Annotated in this window: 21 protein-coding genes; all 21 read right to left on the bottom strand. The window is 36.2% G+C overall.

Translation table 11 applies throughout. The features are described from left to right. Window position 1: 1 nt before the first annotated feature. Window positions 2–547: a 50S ribosomal protein L5 gene (gene rplE / locus LS73_RS01770; protein WP_034557192.1), complete on the bottom strand. Its 546-nt coding sequence runs from the start codon at window positions 545–547 to the stop codon at window positions 2–4. A gap of 13 nt (window positions 548–560) precedes the next feature. Continuing rightward, a complete protein-coding gene (gene rplX / locus LS73_RS01765) occupies window positions 561–788 on the bottom strand; it encodes a 50S ribosomal protein L24 (protein WP_172458468.1) in 228 nt (75 codons plus the stop codon). Next, window positions 785–1,153, bottom strand: a complete 369-nt coding sequence (gene rplN, locus LS73_RS01760) for a 50S ribosomal protein L14 (protein ID WP_034557189.1) — start codon at window positions 1,151–1,153, stop codon at window positions 785–787. Before rplN ends, rplX begins: the two co-directional genes overlap by 4 nt. Beyond that, complete coding sequence (gene rpsQ, locus LS73_RS01755; RefSeq protein WP_034557188.1) at window positions 1,150–1,416, bottom strand: 30S ribosomal protein S17; 267 nt, start codon at window positions 1,414–1,416, stop codon at window positions 1,150–1,152. Before rpsQ ends, rplN begins: the two co-directional genes overlap by 4 nt. Before the next feature lie 47 nt (window positions 1,417–1,463). After that, window positions 1,464–1,661, bottom strand: a complete 198-nt coding sequence (rpmC, locus tag LS73_RS01750) for a 50S ribosomal protein L29 (RefSeq protein ID WP_034559020.1) — start codon at window positions 1,659–1,661, stop codon at window positions 1,464–1,466. Continuing rightward, entirely contained in the window at window positions 1,648–2,073 is a 426-nt protein-coding gene (gene rplP, locus LS73_RS01745; protein ID WP_034557187.1) for a 50S ribosomal protein L16, read from the bottom strand. Before rplP ends, rpmC begins: the two co-directional genes overlap by 14 nt. A 2-nt stretch (window positions 2,074–2,075) precedes the next feature. Continuing rightward, a complete protein-coding gene (gene rpsC / locus LS73_RS01740) occupies window positions 2,076–2,756 on the bottom strand; it encodes a 30S ribosomal protein S3 (protein ID WP_034557186.1) in 681 nt (226 codons plus the stop codon). Between the two features lie 35 nt (window positions 2,757–2,791). Further along, window positions 2,792–3,148 (bottom strand): 50S ribosomal protein L22, encoded by a 357-nt coding sequence (rplV, locus tag LS73_RS01735; protein WP_034557185.1) that lies wholly within the window; start codon window positions 3,146–3,148, stop codon window positions 2,792–2,794. A 24-nt stretch (window positions 3,149–3,172) separates the two neighbouring features. Further along, window positions 3,173–3,454 carry a 30S ribosomal protein S19 gene (gene rpsS / locus LS73_RS01730; RefSeq protein WP_034557184.1) on the bottom strand — a complete coding sequence of 94 codons (282 nt, stop codon included), beginning with the start codon at window positions 3,452–3,454 and terminating at the stop codon, window positions 3,173–3,175. Between the two features lie 10 nt (window positions 3,455–3,464). After that, the gene (rplB, locus tag LS73_RS01725) at window positions 3,465–4,292 is read right to left on the bottom strand and encodes a 50S ribosomal protein L2 (protein WP_034557182.1); all 828 of its coding nucleotides are present in this window, start codon (window positions 4,290–4,292) and stop codon (window positions 3,465–3,467) included. A gap of 16 nt (window positions 4,293–4,308) precedes the next feature. Next, window positions 4,309–4,590, bottom strand: coding sequence for a 50S ribosomal protein L23 (locus LS73_RS01720; protein ID WP_034557180.1), 282 nt, complete (start codon window positions 4,588–4,590; stop codon window positions 4,309–4,311). A 1-nt stretch (window position 4,591) separates the two neighbouring features. Further along, on the bottom strand, window positions 4,592–5,206 hold the full coding sequence (gene rplD, locus LS73_RS01715; protein WP_034557178.1) for a 50S ribosomal protein L4: 615 nt from the start codon (window positions 5,204–5,206) through the stop codon (window positions 4,592–4,594). Next, complete coding sequence (gene rplC / locus LS73_RS01710) at window positions 5,203–5,793, bottom strand: 50S ribosomal protein L3 (RefSeq protein WP_034557176.1); 591 nt, start codon at window positions 5,791–5,793, stop codon at window positions 5,203–5,205. The genes rplD and rplC overlap by 4 nt, the downstream gene beginning before the upstream one ends. 82 nt (window positions 5,794–5,875) lie before the next feature. Next, window positions 5,876–6,187 (bottom strand): 30S ribosomal protein S10, encoded by a 312-nt coding sequence (gene rpsJ / locus LS73_RS01705; protein WP_034557175.1) that lies wholly within the window; start codon window positions 6,185–6,187, stop codon window positions 5,876–5,878. A gap of 191 nt (window positions 6,188–6,378) precedes the next feature. Beyond that, window positions 6,379–6,933, bottom strand: a complete 555-nt coding sequence (locus tag LS73_RS01700) for an HAD-IIIA family hydrolase (RefSeq protein WP_034557173.1) — start codon at window positions 6,931–6,933, stop codon at window positions 6,379–6,381. A gap of 164 nt (window positions 6,934–7,097) precedes the next feature. Beyond that, window positions 7,098–9,176: an elongation factor G gene (gene fusA, locus LS73_RS01695; protein WP_034557172.1), complete on the bottom strand. Its 2,079-nt coding sequence runs from the start codon at window positions 9,174–9,176 to the stop codon at window positions 7,098–7,100. A 13-nt stretch (window positions 9,177–9,189) separates the two neighbouring features. Next, window positions 9,190–9,657 carry a 30S ribosomal protein S7 gene (rpsG, locus tag LS73_RS01690; RefSeq protein WP_034557171.1) on the bottom strand — a complete coding sequence of 156 codons (468 nt, stop codon included), beginning with the start codon at window positions 9,655–9,657 and terminating at the stop codon, window positions 9,190–9,192. Window positions 9,658–9,688: 31 nt separating this feature from the next. After that, on the bottom strand, window positions 9,689–10,072 hold the full coding sequence (gene rpsL / locus LS73_RS01685) for a 30S ribosomal protein S12 (protein WP_034557170.1): 384 nt from the start codon (window positions 10,070–10,072) through the stop codon (window positions 9,689–9,691). A gap of 65 nt (window positions 10,073–10,137) precedes the next feature. After that, the gene (locus LS73_RS01680) at window positions 10,138–18,801 is read right to left on the bottom strand and encodes a DNA-directed RNA polymerase subunit beta/beta' (RefSeq protein WP_034557169.1); all 8,664 of its coding nucleotides are present in this window, start codon (window positions 18,799–18,801) and stop codon (window positions 10,138–10,140) included. A gap of 167 nt (window positions 18,802–18,968) precedes the next feature. Next, a complete protein-coding gene (gene rplL, locus LS73_RS01675) occupies window positions 18,969–19,343 on the bottom strand; it encodes a 50S ribosomal protein L7/L12 (protein ID WP_034557168.1) in 375 nt (124 codons plus the stop codon). Between the two features lies 1 nt (window position 19,344). Next, on the bottom strand, window positions 19,345–19,833 hold the full coding sequence (gene rplJ / locus LS73_RS01670) for a 50S ribosomal protein L10 (RefSeq protein WP_034557167.1): 489 nt from the start codon (window positions 19,831–19,833) through the stop codon (window positions 19,345–19,347). Window positions 19,834–19,852: the final 19 nt, after the last annotated feature.

Below are 19,852 nucleotides of genomic sequence, written 5' to 3'. Positions count from 1 at the left end.
TTTATCTCCCTTTTGCAAAAGGCATACCAAGTAATTCCAAAAGCCTAAAAGCGTATCTATCCTCTTGTGTAGTAGTAACGATGGTAATATTCATACCATGAGTTACCATAATATCATCATAGACAACCTCCGGAAATACAAGTTGCTCATTTAACCCAAAACTATAATTACCTCTACCATCAAATCCATTGCGAGAAACACCTCTAAAATCCCTCACTCTTGGCAATGTAATCACAATAAGTTTTTCAAGAAAGTTAAACATATTATTATTTCTAAGTGTTACTTTGACACCCATTGACATACCTTCACGCATCTTAAATCCAGCAACAGATTTTCTAGCTTTAGTTGTGATTGCTTTCTGTCCAGCAATAAGAGAAACAGTATCCGCTATATTTTGCATAATCTTTGCTTCTTTTGCATATTCACCCGCACCAACACTAATAACAACCTTTTCTAATCTTGGTAGCAAATGTGGGTTTTTAATGCCAAAATCCTGTGCTAGCTGCTTTGGTATCTCTTGTTTATATCTTTCTTTCAATGCATACATAAAGCAATACCTCCTAAGATTTCTTCACATTGGAGATATGAATCGGCATCTCCTTGCCAATAAAGCCACCTTTTTTGTTTTCTTCAGTTGGCTTAATGGCTTTCTTTGCGATTTTGCAGTCTTTTACAATAACCATATTTTTCTTTGGTAAGACAGAAATTACCTCACCAGTCTTACCTTTATCATCACCAGAAATAATTGTGACCGTATCACCTCTTTTAATCTTAATCTTATTCATCACAATACCTCCGGAGCTAAAGAAATAATTTTCATAAAGTTGGCATAGCGAATTTCTCTACTAACAGGTCCAAAAATACGCGTCCCAACAGGTTCTCTCTTTGCATCCAAAAGGACTACAGCATTATCGTCAAAACGTACAAGAGAACCATTCTCTCTATGGATTTCTCTTTTTGTCCTAACAACCACCGCTTTTAACACTTGATGTTTTTTTACCTTACCATTCGGAATAGCTTTTTTAACAGAAACAATAATAACATCACCAACTGATGCATAACGCCTATGACTACCGCCTAAAACCTTTATGCACATTACCTCTTTTGCGCCACTATTGTCTGCAACATTTAATCTTGTAAAACTCTGAATCATTCTGATACTCCAAGTGTAACAATTTCTTTTAACTTAAATGCTTTTCGTTTTGAGATAGGATTACATTCAATCGCAGTGATTACATCACCTACCTTAGCCTTATTTTCTTCATCATGAATAATGTATTTCTTGAATCTCTTTACAATTTTACGATATTTAGGATGCACAACTCTTCTCTCTACTAACATAACGGGACTCTTATCTCCAGCAATACTAACGATTTTTCCTTGTACTACCCTCTTGTGTGCACTTTCACTGCCCATCAAATATTCCTTTAAAACAATCTAAATTTATTAACTCTATTCTAACCTCAAGAATCCAGCACTGCTTTCTGTGAAATAGCAGTAGAAATCCTGGCTATATCTTTTCGAATAGAAGATATTTGGCTAGTCTTAGTAAGCTGCATAGTCTTAAGCTGAATCCTCAATGCAAATAACTCTGCCTTCTTATCTTTAAGTAGCTGTTGTAATTCTATTAAGCTCTTATCTTGCAACTCAGTATATTTCATTTTCGCTCTCACTTGTAATAATTTTCGTCCTAAAAGGCAATTTACTTTGAGCCAAAGCCAAAGCATCTCTAGCAGTAGCCTCATCAATTCCGGTCATCTCATATATAATTCTACCGGGCTTAATATTCATAACCCATTTATCAACACTGCCCTTGCCTTTACCCATTCTAACTTCAAGAGGCTTAGCAGTAAGCGGCTTGTCAGGAAAAACTCGTATCCATACTTTACCAGCCCTTTTAACATGCCTAGTCATAGCAATCCTAGCAGACTCTATCTGCCTAGAGTCTATCCTACCATGCTCTATAGCTTTTATAGCAATATCTCCAAATGCAAGGCTATTGCCTCGAAAGGATTTTCCCCTATTTCTGCCTTTCATTTGCTTTCTGTATTTTGTTCTCTTTGGTAACAACATGACTACCTCCTCTTATTTCTTGGACGAGAATCCTCTCTCTCTGACTGTATTCCCTTTTGTAATATCTCGCCCTTAAAAACCCAAACTTTAACACCTATAATTCCATAGGTTGTAGAAGCTTCTGCAAAACCATAATCAATTTTCGCACGTAATGTATGCAATGGAACTCTACCTTCCATATACCATTCTGTACGAGCCATCTCCGCACCGGCTAGGCGACCCGAAACCTTTACCTTGATTCCCTTGGCACCAGCTTTCATAGCCTGCTGCATAACCCTTTTCATAGCCCTTCTAAATGCAACTCTTCTTTCTAGTTGCATAGCTATATTTTCTGAAGCCAATTGAGCATTGGCTTGTGATTTTTTAACTTCCTTAATATTAATAGAAATATCGGTCTTGACGAGCTTTTTCAAGGTCTCCTTTACTTTCTCAATATCTGCACCTTTTTTACCAATAATTAAACCCGGTTTAGCAGCTACAATATTTACACGAAGTTTTGATGCCATTCTTTCTATTATAATCTCACTAATACTAGCATAATAAAGCTCTTTTTTCAAGAACTTACGAATAATATAATCTTCACCTATTCTCTCTGATGTACTCTTAGAATCTGGAAACCATCTAGAAGTCCAATTCCTATTGATTCCTAATCTTAGTCCTATCGGATTAACTTTTTGACCCATCTATAACCTCATCATATTTTAAATTTCTTGACTATTTACTTAGAACTACGATCTATTTCACTTACCTCTACAAAAATATGTGACATAGGTTTACGAATTGGAGTAGCCCTACCTCTAGCTCTAGGCATAAAACGTCTCAACACTGGACCCCTATCAATACGACAAGAAGTAACTTCAACATTCGAAGCATCATATCCGCCATTTGCTATAGCTGATGCCACCGTTTTATAAATAGCTTTAGCAGCCTTATTGGGGGTAAACTCCAGCATAGCTAACGCCACTTCTGCGTTTAACCCCTGTATTTGCTTTGCAACCAATCTTGCTTTTGTGGGAGAGAGCCTTGCATATTTTAAAACTGCTCTGCTACCTCGTGTTTCGCTTTTATTGCTCATACAATCCTCTTCGCATATTATAAATTATTTACCAATCTTTTTCTGAACACTGCCCTTATGCCCCTTAAATGTCCTTGTAGGAGCAAACTCACCAAGTTTGTAACCAACATGATTTTCAGTTATATACACAGGCACAAATAGCCTGCCATTATGAACATTAAAAGTCAGTCCTATCATCTCAGGAAGGATTGTACTTCTTCTTGACCATGTTTTAATAGGCTTATTATCTTTTGCTTTTTTAGCCTTCAAAACTTTCTTTTCAAGATGACCATCTATAAATGGACCTTTCTTTATCGATCTTGCCATCAAATATCCCTTATTTCTTTTTTCTTGAAATGATTAATCTATCACTTGCCTTTTTACTTCTAGTCTTATAGCCCTTTGTAGGCATACCCCAAGGAGAAACAGGGTGCCCGCTTGAGCCGGTTTTTCCTTCACCACCCCCATGTGGATGATCAACTGGATTCATGGCACTACCTCTAGTTTGTGGACGAATACCCCTATGCCTATTTCGACCAGCCTTACCTATAGATATATTAATAAAATCTTCATTACCAACAACTCCAACAGTAGCCATACATTCTTCTAAAATATAACGCATTTCGCCACTAGGCATACGCAATATGGTATATTTGCCTTCTCTACCCATAACTTGAGCATAAGAACCGGCACTTCTAGCAATAGCACCACCTGCACCAGGATTCAATTCGACATTATGAACAATAGTTCCAATAGGAATGCTTTTTAGCTTCATAGCAAAACCAACCTTTATGTCAAGCCCAGAATCAGCAGCAAGCACCAAACTACCAATACGCAATCCATTTGGCTGGATAATATATCTCTTCTCACCATCTTTATAATTAATTAGCGCGATACGACAATTTCTATATGGATCATACTCAATAGCACTAACTCTACCTTCAACATTAAACTTATTACGTTTAAAATCGATGATTCTATATAGCTTCTTAGCACCACCTGATTTATGTCTGCTAGTAATTCGACCAGTATTATTCCTACCTGCACTAATAGGTATCTTCGTAAGCAATCCTCGTACAGAAGGCTTTGATGTAATATCCGTAGAACTAAGATTAGACATGAATCTTCTACTAGGGGTATAAGGTTTATAGGTTTTAATTGCCATCATAATCTCCTAATAACTATACAGAGAGCGAATTAATATCCGCACCCTCTGGAATCTTGACATAAAATTTCTTAAAGTCTGATCTCTGACCCAACCTACCTTTAAAACGTTTTGTCTTACCATCTTGACGCAACGAATTTACTCTAATTGGAGTAAAACCAAAATAACTTTTAAATATTTCTTTTAATTTATTCTTCGTCATTCGTGTAGAAGTTTGGACAACAAGCACACCGCTTTCTTTTAATTCTAAAGATTTTTCCGTGTATAAAATCGTTTTAATGTCTGTTATATCTGCCATCTCAACCTCTTTTTATAATCTCGTCAAAAACAGCTTTCTCTATCATAACGCTCCTAAATGCAGCTATAAGATAGGCATTCAACTCGTCTGCATCAATCAAATAGCATTCTTGTATATTTCGAAATGCAAGGAATGTTCTTTCATCACTTTTTTGTGCAACAAATAGCATATTCTTTTTATTAAAGGCTTTAAACTTTGCATAAGCTTCTCTAGTCTTGCCGCTTGGAACACTTATGGAATCAACAACAAACAAAGAATTAGAATCTGCCTTTTGTTTAAGTGCAAATTCTAAAGCGAGCTTTTTTTGTTTCTTATTTATCTTAATAAAGTAATTCTTAGTATTGTTTGGACCATGACTAACACCACCACCAACAAAAACCGGTGATGTAATACTCCCAGCTCTAGCTCTACCTCCACCTTTTTGCGCCCAAGGCTTTTTGCCACCGCCACTAACCATACTGCGATTCTTAGCTTGAGCATTATTGGATCTAACACTAGCAAGATAAGATTTTACGTATAGATATAGGTTATGTTCCTTGATTCCATTATAACGTTCTGGCAATTCAGACACGCCACTTTGCGTCAACCCATCATTTAATAAAATTGCCTGACTCATTTTCTCTCCCTTCTATCTAAGATAATAATTCTTCCGTAAGAGCCGTTAAATCCAGACACAGAGCCTTTTAATACAAGAATATTATTCTGTTTATCAAATGACACAACATCACTTTGAACACTTACTTTCTCATTCCCATAATGGCCAGCCATCTTTTTACCTGGTTGAACTCTACCTGGCCACTCTCTATTGCCAATAGAACCTAGCCTTCTGTGGAATCTACTTCCATGAGAGCTTGGACCACCTTGAAAGTTCCATCTCTTCATAGCACCACTAAAGCCTCTTCCTTTTGTCTTAAAAGTAACTTTTAGCCTCACTCCCTCATTTAAAGAAGATGTATCAATATCTCCTTCTATATCCTGATTAATTTTAAGCGTAGCAAAATGATTATACTCTTTGCTAAGATTATATTTTTTTTGATTACCGGCAATACTCTTATTAAAGCTTTTTCCTTTTGAATAAGCAACCAATGCTGTCCCATCTTTAATTTTACATACTTTTGCAGAGAGAACCTTTAAAAGAGTAACCGAATAACTAGGTATTGTAACAGTTCTGCTCATTCCAATTTTTTGGACTATAAATTCCATATTTACTTACCCTTTTCAAAATAAATTAAAAACAAATAATTCTTAAACTTACAATTAACGCAATTAGGTGCTTGTATTTTCGCTACTTATCCATTGACATAACTTCTACATGAACTTCTGGAGCCAAATCAAGCTTCATAAGGCTATCAACTGTATCTCCTGTAGCGGACATAATATCTATCATTCTGCTATGTATTCTTATCTCAAATTGCTCTCTAGAATCTTTATTAATATGTGGAGAACGCAACACAGTATATCTTTTTTTGCGAGTTGGGAGAGGAATTGGTCCTATAATTTCAGAACCAGTTCGTTTTACAGCACTCACAATAGCAAATACTGAGCGATCAAGCACCCTATGGTCATAAGCCTTTAATCTTAGCCTAATTTTTTGCATAACTTTCCTTCAATGTATATAACATGTAGTCAAAAATTCAAATTATATTATTCATAAAAACTAAGTTAGAATCCTAACAAAATAGGAATATAAAGTCAATATTAAGGTATACAGATGTTGCGATTTTTGTCCTTTATAAAAGGAAAACATAATATACAAAAAATATAATAAAAAATGGTTATTGTATATATTTAAGAAAGTGAGTTATCTTGCAAAATAGCAGAAATTTGGCTTAAATCTCTTATTTTATGATAATGATATTTACTATTTAAATCTCTCATATCACTAAAATCATCAGGTTTCCTCTGCAGTAAAAAAAGATTCGATAATCCAGCATTATAACCAGCCTCTACATCACTTATATTGTCACCAACTATAAGGCATTTACTCATATCCAAAGCGAAAGTTTCTTTTGCTGCTAACAGCATACCAGGAGATGGTTTTCTCCTAATAGAATCTTGAAGTAGTGGACAAAAATAAATCCTGTCAAGATAAAATCCTAGTCGATCATAAATACATCCTTGCATATAACAACTTAGAATCAAAAAATCCTTGATTGTATATAAACCACGTTGTATACCAGACTGATTTGTAACAACAATTAACTTATATCCATGCTTTTTAAATTGTTCTGCACAAGAAAAGAAATCCTCATAGAATCTGAAATCATCAATCTTGTGAACATAGCCTAGGTCATCATTAATTACACCATCTCTATCAAAGAAAATTGCCTTATTAAACTTCATAATTAACCACCACAATCAGAATAAATTGCCCTATTGTCGATTATATTAAGAGGTTTATAATTCTGCATCTAATATAGATTATCAAAGTTTTAAATTAATTTAAATAATGCTGAATGTAAAATACATTTGTATAAACAATCGCCACCTAAAATAAGCTTGAGTTATTACACTCGCCTTTTCTCTATGATTTCTTTTGCAATATTATTTGGAACTTCTCCATAATGATCAAACTCCATGCTATATGTCCCACGACCCTGAGTAGCGGAACGTAAATCAGTAGAGTATCCAAACATTTCAGCCAAGGGGACAAAAGCATTTACTATCTTTAAGCCCATTCTATCGTCCATTGAATTAATTTGTCCTCTTCTACGATTCAAATCACCAATAACATCACCCATATATTCCTCTGGAACTTCTACTTCTACTTTCATCATAGGCTCTAAAAGAACAGCATTTGCCTTACGACAAGCATCTTTAAATGCCATAGAACCAGCTATCTTAAATGCCATTTCACTAGAATCAACTTCATGGAAACTACCATCATAAAGCGTTACTTTACAATCCACAACAGGATACCCAGCAAGCACACCACTTTGCATTGCTTCTTGTATTCCTTTATCAACAGCTGGTATATATTCTTTTGGAATAACCCCGCCAGTAATCTCATTAATAAACTCATAACCAGTCCCAGCCTCTTTTGGTTCAAGTCTAATATGGACATGCCCATACTGTCCTCGCCCACCAGATTGTTTTGCATACTTGCACTCTTGCGTTACGCTACTTCTAACAGTCTCACGAAATGCAACTTGTGGTTGACCGACTTCAGCCTCCACTCTAAACTCTCTTTTTAGCCTGTCCACAATAATTTCAAGATGTAGTTCGCCCATACCACCTATAAGAGTTTGGCCAGTTTCCTCATGAGTACTTACTCTAAAGCTAGGGTCTTCCTCTGCTAGCTTGCCAAGTGCTACTGCCATTTTTTCTTGATCTGCTTTTGTCTTTGGCTCAACAGCAATATGTATAACGGGCTCTGGAAACTCCATACGCTCTAATATAACAGCATTTTTTTCATCGCAAAGCGTATCTCCTGTCAAAGTCTCCTTTAATCCAACAAAAGCGCATATTTCACCTGCATAAACTTCCTTAATATCTTCACGCTTATTAGAGTGCATTTTAAGAAGTCGTCCTACTCTCTCTTTTTTACCTTTAGTGGAATTATATACATAACTACCAGATTCCAACTTACCGCGATAAACACGAACAAAAGTAAGCTGACCTACAAAAGGATCTGTCATAATCTTAAATGCAAGCCCAGCAAACTCACCATCATCTGTAGATTCTACTTGAATTTCAGAATCAGTTTTAGGATCAATACCTTTTATCTCACTAACTTCAGTTGGAGCAGGTAAATAATCTACCACAGCATCAAGCAAAGTTTGAACACCCTTATTTTTAAAGCTAGAACCACAAAGCATAGGAATCAAACTCATATTGTGACAACCAAGTTTAATACCAAGTTTAATATCTTCTACGCTCAATTCTTCTCCGCCAAGATACTTTTCCATCAAAGACTCATCTTGCTCAGCCGCAGATTCCAAAAGTTTATCACGATATTCGTTAGCCTTATCAACTAAATCAGCTGGAATATCTTCAATGTCGTATTTAGCTCCCATTGATTCATCATTCCAAACCACTGCTTTCATCTGCACCAAATCAATAATGCCTCTAAATGAATCTTCTGAGCCAATAGGAATACAAATAGGAACAGGATTTGCCTTTAATCTTTCTTTAATTTGGGATTCTACATTATAAAAATTAGCACCAATTCTGTCCATTTTATTCACAAAAACCATACGAGGAACACCGTATTTATTAGCTTGCCTCCAAACAGTTTCACTTTGAGGCTGCACACCACCAACAGAGCAAAACACAGCAACTGCACCATCCAAAACACGCATGGAACGTTCAACCTCTATAGTAAAGTCTACGTGTCCTGGAGTGTCAATCAAATTAATTTGGTAATTCTTCCAAAAACAAGTAGTAGCAGCTGAGGTAATAGTAATGCCTCTCTCCTTTTCTTGTTCCATCCAGTCCATAGTAGCCGCACCATCATGAACCTCACCAATCTTATGACTAACACCTGTATAAAATAGAATCCTCTCTGAAGTAGTCGTTTTACCTGCATCAATATGGGCGGCAATACCAATATTTCTTATTCGACTTAGTGGAGTTTTTCTAGCCATTATCACACCTCAATTACCAACGGTAATGCGCAAAAGCTTTGTTAGCCTCTGCCATCTTATGAACATCTTCTTTTTTCTTGAAAGCAGCTCCCTTATCATTAGCTGCATCTATAAGCTCATTTGCTAATCGCTCTACCATTGTCCGCTCATTTCTCTTACGTGTAGCTTCAAGCAACCATCTAATAGAAAGACTTTGTTGCCTTTCTGGTCTAACCTCTACTGGAACTTGATATGTAGCACCACCAACTCTTCTGCTTCTAACCTCTACCAATGGACGAATATTAGAGAGTGCTTTTTCAAAAACTTCTATACCTTTTTCACCATTTTTTTCTTCAATTCTATTAAAAGTGGCATATATAATCTTTTCGGCTACACTTCTCTTACCATCATACATCATTTTATTTATAAATTTAGTTACGACCTTATTATTGTAAATTGGATCACCCAAAACCTCTCTAACTGGGGCTCTTCTTCTTCTCATTGAATTGCTACTCCTATTCTATGTGTGTAAATTATTTTTTTGCATCCTTAGCTCTTTTGGCACCATACTTACTACGTGAAACTGAACGTTTGCTAACACCAGCCGTATCCAACGCTCCTCGGACTATATGGTATTTCACACCTGGCAAGTCCTTAACACGTCCACCGCGAACTAGAACAATAGAATGCTCCTGCAAATTATGCCCAATACCCGGTATATAGCTAATGACTTCAAATTTACTAGTCAAGCGCACCTTAGCCACTTTTCTAATAGCTGAATTTGGTTTCTTTGGAGTTGTAGTATAAACTCTTGTGCAAACTCCTCTTCTCTGAGGACATTCAACTAACGCTGGCGATTTAGTTTTCTTAACAACTTTCTTTCTTTCTTGGCGAATCAACTGATTAATCGTTGGCACACACATCCTTTAATCTTAAATTTTAGAAAATAATCTTGCCATTATAACTAAAGTGTAAAAATACATTATAAATTTTCTTTACTATGCTTAATTAATACACTTTTATCCTTATACAACCCAGTCCCAACTGGTATCATGCGACCTAAAACAACATTCTCTTTTAGATCTTCTAGAAAATCTTTCTTAGCCGCAATACTAGCTTCTGTCAAAACCTTTGTAGTTTCCTGAAAAGATGCGGCAGAGATAATAGAATCGCTACTAATTGCAGCCCTAGTAATTCCTAGCAAAACTGGCTCTGCAATAGCTGGATTACCACCTTGCTGCAGTATTTTCTCGTTCTCTTCTCTGAAGTATCTCTTACTTACCAAGTCTCCTTCTATGAACTTGGTATCGCCACTATCTAGAATTCTAACCTGTCGTAACATCTGTGATACTATAATCTCTATATGCTTATCGGCAATACTAACGCCTTGCCTACGATAGACTTGTTGCACTTCGCTGACTATATACTTGTGCAACTCCTTCTCTCCGTTAATTCGTAAAATATCATGACTGCTCATAACTCCATCGCTTAACATCTCTCCAGCATGCACGAACTCACCTTCACGAACTAGGATCTGTTTCGATTTATCAACTAGATATTCTGCTTTTCTGCCATCATCTGAAGTAATGATTATCCTCTCCTTTCCACGCACCACCTTACCAAAGCTAACATAGCCATCAATTTCAGCCAATACTGCAATATCTTTTGGTTTTCTGGCTTCAAATAATTCTGACACACGAGGAAGACCACCAGTAATATCCTTAGATTTAATGGTAGCCTTTGGAACTTTTGCTAATAAATCTGCTGTTTGCACGTCTTTGCCGTCATCAATCAAAATAACGCTCTTTGGCTCTAGGTTATAGCTCTTTTCATTGCCATTAGAATCTTGAATTATGATTGCTGGTTTGTAGCCTTGTGGAATATACTCTTGAACTGTTAAAGACTTAATGTGAGTCTTCTCATCTTCTTTTTCAATAACTGTCGTCCCCGGCACAATATCAACATATCTAGATACACCAGAAATATCAGAAATTATTAATGTGCTATAAGCATCCCATGAAGCTATAAGACAATCTTTTTCACTGTTTTTACTAGCTAGTTTAGTTGTCTTATTAACATTTTCATTGTCTTTTACCTCAATCTTTGAACCTCTAGCAATATAATGTCTATAAGCTTCCCTATCATTAGAATCTGCAATCACCGCAAAAAGTCCCTTTTCATTTACTACCATACCATCTGTAACATTCTTAAAACGTTCTAACTGGTCAGATTGTAATTTATAATATTTCACAATACCATCAGCCTTAGCATAAATATCTTGTGGCACAGGCTCATTATCGCTGATATGCAATTGACTTGCATGTGGAATTCTATTTGGAATATTCCATCCTTCTTTGATAATATCTGCAATGCTACCACCCTCTTTCACAACATATCCAGAACTATGTGGAATATAAACCTTACCCTCAATCTTACCAATAACGCCTGCTAACTCTCTAGGAGTAGCAATATCACTTTTATTAAGCTCATATTTTTTCTCTTCATTTTCGCCTTTGAGAATCAAAATAACCCTATCGTGTACGCTATCTACTTGCAATGTTCCACAAAATGGTGCTTTAATTTTTGGTTCAACAAGCAATATACAAGCATTTCTTCTATTAGAGATTATTGTTTTTCCTTCTCTATTAATATAAGTTTCTATATTATAATAACGAATAAAACCTTCTTTCTCTGCTATAACTTGACTCTCTTCTTGACTCCTACTAGCCGTCCCGCCAACATGGAATGTCCTTAATGTAAGCTGCGTTCCTGGCTCACCAATTGATTGTGCAGCTATGATACCTACCGCATCACCAGATACGCTCATTTTACCCTCGCCAAGGTTTAATCCATAGCATTTTGCACAAATCCCTCTTGGTGCCTTGCATGTCGTAGATGTGCGTATATTTACAGAACGCACGCTAGAGTTTTTTACTTGCTCGGCAATCTCCTCGTTAATTAACGTTCCCTCTTGAACTAAAACCTCTCTAGTGATTGGATCATAAACCTCAGTAGCAGCCACACGACCAATAATCCTCTCTTGCAGTGGCTCTATCATCTCATTACCAACTGCAATATCAGCAATCTCTACACCTTCATGGGTGCCACAATCTTCCATTGTTATCTTCACATTTTGACTAACATCAATAAGTTTTCTTGTCAAATAACCAGCATTAGCTGTCTTTAGAGCAGTATCTGCTAAACCTTTTCTTGCACCATGAGTTGAAGTAAAATATTCAAGAACATTCAACCCCTCTTTAAAATTTGAGATAATAGGTGTCTCGATAATACTTCCGTCAGGCTTTGCCATTAGACCCCTCATAGCTGATAATTGTCTAATCTGTGTAGCACTACCTCTAGCTCCAGAATCTGCCATCATATAAATTGGGTTAAAGCCGCCTTTATCTTGCTCTATGATCTTCATCATTTCTCGTGCCATCTTGTCATTAGTCTCTGTCCAAATATCAATTATCTTATTATATCTCTCTTGAACAGTTAGAATACCCTGGTCAGCTTGGGCTTGAATCTGCCTTACCTTTTCCTTAGAATCCTCTATCATTTTTTGCTTAGATTCTGGAATGATAATATCAGCAGCAGAAATAGAAATTCCTGCTTTTGTTGCATATTTAAAACCTAAATCTTTAAGATTATCAAGGAAGGTAGCAGTTAAACCTACACCGCCCTCTTTATAAACACAATCAATAAGATTTGAAATATCCTTCTTTTTCAATACTCGATTCCACAAATGTGGCAAAACAAAATCTGGCAATATGGATTTCACCACCATTCTACCTGCAGTAGTGATTACAACATGCCCATCAATCACAACCCTAATGCTGCTATTTATATCCAATTCACCAAACTCAAGTGCTATAGCTATCTCATTAAAATTAGAGAAAAATTTATGTTCACCTTTGGAATCTGGCTTCTCAAGACTCAAATAATATAAACCTAAAACCATATCTTGACTTGGCACTACTACTGGCTTACCACTTGCTGGCAATAATATATTCATAGAGCTTAACATTAAAATTTTACATTCTGCTATAGCTTCTTTAGTTAAAGGAACATGAACTGCCATCTGGTCGCCATCAAAATCAGCATTGAAAGCAGAACACACAAGCGGATGTAACTGTATAGCCTTACCATCAATTAACTTAGGGTGAAAAGCCTGAATTGACTGCTTATGAAGTGTTGGAGCACGGTTAAGCATAACAGGATAACCATCAATTACTTCTTGCAAACACTCCCAAACTTCGCTTGATTTTTGATCTATCATTTTCTTGGCTTGCTTAATATGCTTTGCATAACCTTTCTCTTCAAGCTTTGCTAGCAAATGTGGCTTAAAAAGCTCAATAGCCATATTTTTCGGTAGCCCACACTGATCCATTCTTAGATTTGGACCTACAACAATAACGCTTCTCCCAGAAAAATCTACACGCTTACCAAGTAGATTCTGTCTAAATCTGCCTTGTTTCCCTTTAATAATTTCTGATAAAGACTTAAGTGGTCTCTTATTTGCACCTTTAACTGCATTAGAATTTCTTCCATTATCAAATAATGCATCAACAGCTTCTTGCAGCATTCTTTTTTCATTACGAACAATTATTTCTGGCGCATCAAGCTCCATTAATCTCTTTAATCTTTGATTCCTATTAATAACTCTTCGATACAAATCATTTACATCACTTACAGCAAACTTGCCGCCATCAAGTGCTACAAGAGGTCGCAAATCAGGAGGTAATACAGGTAAAACAGTGAGCATCATCCACTCAGGTCGATTTCCTGAATTAAGGAAGCTCTCAACAACCTTTAATCTCTTAACAAATGATTTCTTCTTTGCTTCGGAGCTAGTAGATGCAATATCTGATTTTAAAGATTGCAACAACACAACTAAATCAAGCTCCTCTAATAACTCCTTAACGGCAGCACCACCCATTTGTGCTTCAAAGCCAGTATGCTCAAAGCAACTATTAATATTCTTAAATTGCTCCTCATTTAGAACATCATATTTCATAACTCTCTTTGTAGCTTCATTATCATAAAATGCATCACCAGCATTTTTTACAATATAAGCCTCATAATACAAAACACGTTCTAAATCTTTCATCTTCACACCCAGTAAAGTCCCTATCCTGCTAGGCAATGAATTTACATACCAAGTATGTGCAACAGGTGTTACAAGCTCAATATGTCCCATACGAGAACGTCTAACTTTTGCAGTAGTTACTTCCACGCCACATTTTTCACATACTATATCTTTATAACGCCCTTTTTTATACTTACCGCACTGACATTCATAATCTCGCACAGGTCCAAATATCTTTGTACAAAAAAGCCCATCGCGCTCTGGCTTAAGAGTTCTGTAATTAATTGTCTCTGGCTTCTTAACTTCACCTCTGCTCCATGAGCGAATCTTATCTGGACTAGCTAAAACAAGTTGAAATGCACTAAAATCCCTTGGTCTATCTTTCTCATCTTCTCCAACAACTAGGGGCTTAATAAGTCCAAACTCATCAACTTTGTCGCCATATACATTAACATCAAGGGCTAATGATTGTAATTCTTTAGTAAGAACATAAAAAGTCTCTGGAATTGCAGAATCTCCAACGGGAAATCCCTTAGTAATTGCCTCATAGGCTTCTTTTCTGCCATTTACATCATCCGACTTTATAGTAAGCATCTCTTTTAAAGTATGTGCAGCACCATAAGCTTCTAATGCCCAAACTTCCATTTCACCAAATCTTTGACCACCAAATAGTGCCTTTCCTCCAACTGGCTGTTGTGTTACAAGTGAGTATGGTCCTGTGCTTCTTGCATGGACTTTTTCATCGACCAAGTGGTGAAGTTTTAGCATATACATATAGCCAACATTCACACGCTCTTTAATTTTTTCGCCAGTCTTACCATCGTAAAGTGTTGTTTTACCGTCAATATCAATTTTTGCCATTTCAAAAAGCTTGTTGAATTTGTCTTGAGATATTCCCTCAAACACTGGTATGGCAAATTTCACACCATTGCTCCAATCCTTGGCATAATTTAAAATCTCTTCTTCACTTGCATTATTTAAAACATCGATTATCTCCTGATTCTCATTGACTAGCTTTGCAATCTCTATAAGCTTAGTTTTAAGCTCTTGGCTAAATTTATATTTAGAATCTTCTAATTGCTGCTCAATTTGCTCTCCCAAACGCTTTCCAACAAGCCCTAAATGCACTTCTAGAATCTGACCTATGTTCATACGACTTGGCACACCAAGTGGATTTAGAACAATATCAACCGGTTCGCCATCTTCTGTATATGGCATATCAACAGCTGGAACTATATTGCTTACTATACCCTTATTGCCATGCCTACCTGCCATCTTGTCGCCAACTTTTAATTTACGTTTTGTGGCTATATAAATCTTAACAAGCCTTACTACTCCATTTGGAAGAATATCATCTTTCTCTAGAATAGACAATTTTTCTTCATGCTCTACTCCTAACACTCTTTTTTGTTCTAGGAAATTATTCTTAATTTGCTCATACTTGTCTTGAATCTCCTTTGAATAGTTCTTGATAAGAGAATTAAGCGCAAACCGATTAATGTCTTCCAATTCCTCTTTTGGAATCACATCACCCTTTTTAAATTGTTTATCGTTAATCTTTGCTTCCGAGCTTAGTTGCTCCTTAGATAACATAAAAGAGATTCTAAGCATTTCTTCCCTATTAAGCATAGTAAGTTGCTCATGATGCTCTATATCAAGATTAGACTTCTCTTCTTCATATGCCCTCCTTGCGCGAGCATCTTTTTCATATCCTTTCTTCGTGAATATCTTAACATCAACAACATAACCTTCCATACTTTGTGGACAATACAGAGACTTGTTTACAACATGCCCAGCTTTCTCACCAAAAATAGCTCTCAATAACCTCTCTTCTGGAGTTGGTTTAACATCTCCTTTTGGAGTTACTTTGCCAACTAGAATCATACCGCCTGTTACATATGTTCCAATCTTGACGATTCCGCTCTCATCAAGATGAAGTATATCCTCTTCACGCGTATTTGGAATATCTATGGTGATTTCTTCCACGCCATGTTTAAGCTCTCTAGCTTCAATCTCTTTCTCATAGATATGAATAGAAGTAAAGGCATCGTCTTTAATAAGCCTCTCACTAACTACAATAGCATCTTCAAAATTATATCCATTCCATGGCATAAATGCTACACGAATGTTTTTTCCTAAGGCAAGCTCACCGTTATCCATACTAGGACCATCAGCAATAATCTGACCTGATTCCACTCTGTCGCCTATCTTAACAATTGGTCGTTGAGTAAAACTGGTGTTCTGATTAGTGCGCATATTTTTTTGCATTGAATAACCGTCTATATACGCTCCATTCTCATTCTCACCTAGTATATAAATATTCTTTCCATCTACCTTTTCTATCACTCCAGACTGCTTTGCTTTTATAGCCTCCCACGAATCTCTAGCGATTACCCCCTCAATTCCCGTACCAACAATTGGCGCATCTGGCTTTAATAATGGAACTGCTTGCCTCTGCATGTTAGAACCCATAAGAGCACGGTTCGCATCGTCATGTTCCAAGAATGGAATAAGAGAAGCTGCTACACCAACAAGCATTCTAGGACTTAGATCAATAAGTTCCACCTCTTCAGCTTTACGCAATGAAATCTCACCACCACAGCGAGTCTCTATTAATCCACCAGATATTTTGCCCTTGGAATCTATCTGCGTGCTAGCAGGCGCGATAATCTTACCATCTTCTTGTATAGCTGTAAGATATACAATATCATCAGTTACCTTACCATCTACAACTTTTTTATAAGGAGACTCGATAAAGCCTAAATCATTTACCCTTGTATATGTGGATAGTGTGTTAATCAATCCGATATTTTGTCCTTCAGGAGTCTCAATGGGACATATCCTACCATAATGGGTTGGATGAACATCTCTTGCTTCAAATCCAACTCTCTCTTTTACCAAACCGCCTTCACCTAGGGCAGACAATCTTCTCTTATGGGTAATCTCTGACAATGGATTAGTTTGGTCCATAAATTGAGACAGCTGACCGCTGGCAAAAAATTCCATTATAGTGCTAGTAATCATCTTGGAACTAATAAGATCATGTGGCATTACATTATCAAATGAAGTCTGCTGAGTTAGCTTATCTTTAATAGACTTTTGCATTTTAACGAGTCCGGTATGTAGTTCATTTGCTAGTAACTCTCCAATAGCACGGATTCTTCTATTGCCCAAGTGATCCCTATCATCAATTCTACCCTTACCGTTACGAACAAACATGAGATACCTAACAGTCTCAATAATATCATTATATGTGAGCACTGTAACATAATCAGGAATGCTAAGATTTAACTTATGATTCATCTTCATTCTACCAACACCAGTCAAGTCATAACGAGATGGATCAAAGAATAATTGCTCAATAAACTTTTTTGCAACCTCTTTTGTTACTGGTTCAGCAGGCCGCATTACTTTATAAATTCTAATAGCAGCCAAATCAGTCTCACTATCAATCTTTTCGGTTTGCCTAATTGCCTTAAGATTCTCTGCATCAGCAAGGAAAGAGTTAATAATTGAGTTATCATATCCAGGCGCAGTATCATTAATGACTTTAAATTCTTTTATATTTAAATCAGAAATTTTCTTTAGATTTGCTTCATTTAACACCGATAAAGAATCAAGGATAACCTCTCCGCTATCTGGATGATACAAAGGTTCTGCAAGATAAGACATCATGAGGTTTTGTATGTTATACTCTACCTTATCGTATTTGATACCTTTCTCCTGCAAATCTTTCTTGCGTTTAGCACTAAATTTTTTTCCGCTTGGAAGAATCAATTGCCCCTTGCTATTCTTAAGGTCATAATCTAAGATTCCATCTAAGTTAATGTTATCAAAAGGAACAAAAAAACTATTATCCTTTACGCTTATATTAAGAATGGAGTAGAACATCTGAATAATTTGTTGCTTACTATAACCAAGAGCCCTAAACAAAATTGTAACAGGGATCTTCCTTCGTTTGTTGATTCTCACATACATAATATCTTTTGAATCATATTCGAAATAAAGCCAAGCACCCATATTTGGGATAATCTGTCCTGTATAAATGAGCTTATTAGCAGAGGTATTTGATTCCTCCTCTTTAAATATTACGCCCGGACTTCTGTGTAATTGATTCACAACAACACGTTCAACTCCATTAATAATAAAAGAAACTCTATCTGTCATTAATGGAATCTCACGGACATATATAGTCTGCTCTTTAATATCCTTTACTCCTATTTGCTCGCCTCTTTCATCTTTATCCCATAGAATCAATCTGACTTTAACCTTGAGCGGAATAGAATATGTAAGTCCCCTTATCATTGTCTCTAATATAGTATACTTTTGTTTACCAAACTCACAACCAACATACTCTAAGGTAACTCTACCAGCAGAATCCTGAATAGGAAATATGGACTTTAGAACTCTCTCTATTCCACTTTCCCTACCATCATAAGAATATAAAAAGGAATCATAGCTTGCTTTCTGCAACATCAATAAATTAGGAACTTCCAACTCTTTTTTATTCCTAGAAAAATCAACTCTCAACCTGGTGTTTGTTAACCTTTTGCCCATAACTACAACCTTTTACTCATTATTAAAACCAAAATACTCTACATGCCCTAACATGCCACATACGGCTTATAGAATACTCTAAAAAACATTTGCTAAGCAATTATGAGTAGATCCAAAATTGCTTAGCATCAAAGCTATATGCTGTTAATTATTACTAAGGTTAAAAATTACTTTACTTCTACCTTCGCGCCTGCATCTTCAAGCTTCTTTTTAAAGTTTTCAGCATCTTCTTTGCTTACCGATTCCTTAAGTGTATTTGGTGTTTTTTCTGTCGCATCTTTTGCTTCTTTCAAGCCTAATCCAGTAATCTCTCGAACAGCCTTAATAACAGCGATTTTATTCGCACCAGCATCAACAAGTACAACATCAAATTCAGTCTTCTCTTCAACTGCAGCAGCTCCACCAACTGCTACTGCACCCGCAACAACAGTTGGCACTGCGCTAACACCAAATTTTTCCTCAAAAGCCTTTACAAGCTCTGATAGTTCCAAAACTGATAAATTACCAATATATTCTAATACCTCTTCTTTTGAAATAGCCACACTAAGCTCCTTGTTCTTCTTTTTGTTTTTTTAAATTATCTAATCCTGTAACGAAATAGCGCGCTGGCGCAGTCCAAACTGAAAGCAACATTCCAATTAACTCTTCCTTGCTCGGTAGTTTAGAAATAGCTTCAATATGCTTTGAATCAACTATTTCACCTTCAAAATAACCAAACTTCACTTTAAAGTGATCACTATGAGAATCTTGAAATTTATAAACAATCTTAGAAAGAGATATTTGATCATTAGACCAAATATATATATTTGTATCTTTCAATTCTGATGGCAAATAACCAGCTTCTCTTAAAGCAATACTAGCAAGTTTATTTTTTATAACTTGAACTTGAATATTCGCAGCCCTAGAATCCCTACGAAGAGACTCTAAGTGTTTGACATTTAAGCCCTTATAATCGCAAATAATCATAGCACTAGCATTCCTAAAGCTTTCGGTCAAATTTACAACCAATTTTCTCTTGTCTTCTCGTGTCATATTTCCTCCTTTCAGACAT

It is taken from the genome of Helicobacter muridarum, from assembly GCF_000765805.2.
GTDB classification, from domain to species: domain Bacteria; phylum Campylobacterota; class Campylobacteria; order Campylobacterales; family Helicobacteraceae; genus Helicobacter_A; species Helicobacter_A muridarum.
Note: the sequence above shows the minus strand (reverse complement) of the source record. Positions and strands in the feature narration are given on the sequence as shown.

Excerpts from the sequence above, each read along its gene's own strand:
- rplN (WP_034557189.1), bottom strand. The coding sequence starts at position 1,153 with ATGATTCAGAGTTTTACAAGATTAAATGTTGCAGACAATAGTGGCGCA.
- rpsC (WP_034557186.1), bottom strand. The coding sequence starts at position 2,756 with ATGGGTCAAAAAGTTAATCCGATAGGACTAAGATTAGGAATCAATAGG.
- rpsS (WP_034557184.1), bottom strand. The coding sequence starts at position 3,454 with ATGGCAAGATCGATAAAGAAAGGTCCATTTATAGATGGTCATCTTGAA.
- rplB (WP_034557182.1), bottom strand. The coding sequence starts at position 4,292 with ATGGCAATTAAAACCTATAAACCTTATACCCCTAGTAGAAGATTCATG.
- rplC (WP_034557176.1), bottom strand. The coding sequence starts at position 5,793 with ATGGAATTTATAGTCCAAAAAATTGGAATGAGCAGAACTGTTACAATA.
- LS73_RS01720 (WP_034557180.1), bottom strand. The coding sequence starts at position 4,590 with ATGGCAGATATAACAGACATTAAAACGATTTTATACACGGAAAAATCT.
- LS73_RS01700 (WP_034557173.1), bottom strand. The coding sequence starts at position 6,933 with ATGAAGTTTAATAAGGCAATTTTCTTTGATAGAGATGGTGTAATTAAT.
- rpsJ (WP_034557175.1), bottom strand. The coding sequence starts at position 6,187 with ATGCAAAAAATTAGGCTAAGATTAAAGGCTTATGACCATAGGGTGCTT.
- rplE (WP_034557192.1), bottom strand. The coding sequence starts at position 547 with ATGTATGCATTGAAAGAAAGATATAAACAAGAGATACCAAAGCAGCTA.
- rplP (WP_034557187.1), bottom strand. The coding sequence starts at position 2,073 with ATGTTGTTACCAAAGAGAACAAAATACAGAAAGCAAATGAAAGGCAGA.
- LS73_RS01680 (WP_034557169.1), bottom strand. The coding sequence starts at position 18,801 with ATGGGCAAAAGGTTAACAAACACCAGGTTGAGAGTTGATTTTTCTAGG.
- rpmC (WP_034559020.1), bottom strand. The coding sequence starts at position 1,661 with ATGAAATATACTGAGTTGCAAGATAAGAGCTTAATAGAATTACAACAG.
- rplV (WP_034557185.1), bottom strand. The coding sequence starts at position 3,148 with ATGAGCAATAAAAGCGAAACACGAGGTAGCAGAGCAGTTTTAAAATAT.
- rpsG (WP_034557171.1), bottom strand. The coding sequence starts at position 9,657 with ATGAGAAGAAGAAGAGCCCCAGTTAGAGAGGTTTTGGGTGATCCAATT.
- rplD (WP_034557178.1), bottom strand. The coding sequence starts at position 5,206 with ATGAGTCAGGCAATTTTATTAAATGATGGGTTGACGCAAAGTGGCGTG.
- rpsQ (WP_034557188.1), bottom strand. The coding sequence starts at position 1,416 with ATGGGCAGTGAAAGTGCACACAAGAGGGTAGTACAAGGAAAAATCGTT.
- fusA (WP_034557172.1), bottom strand. The coding sequence starts at position 9,176 with ATGGCTAGAAAAACTCCACTAAGTCGAATAAGAAATATTGGTATTGCC.
- rplJ (WP_034557167.1), bottom strand. The coding sequence starts at position 19,833 with ATGACACGAGAAGACAAGAGAAAATTGGTTGTAAATTTGACCGAAAGC.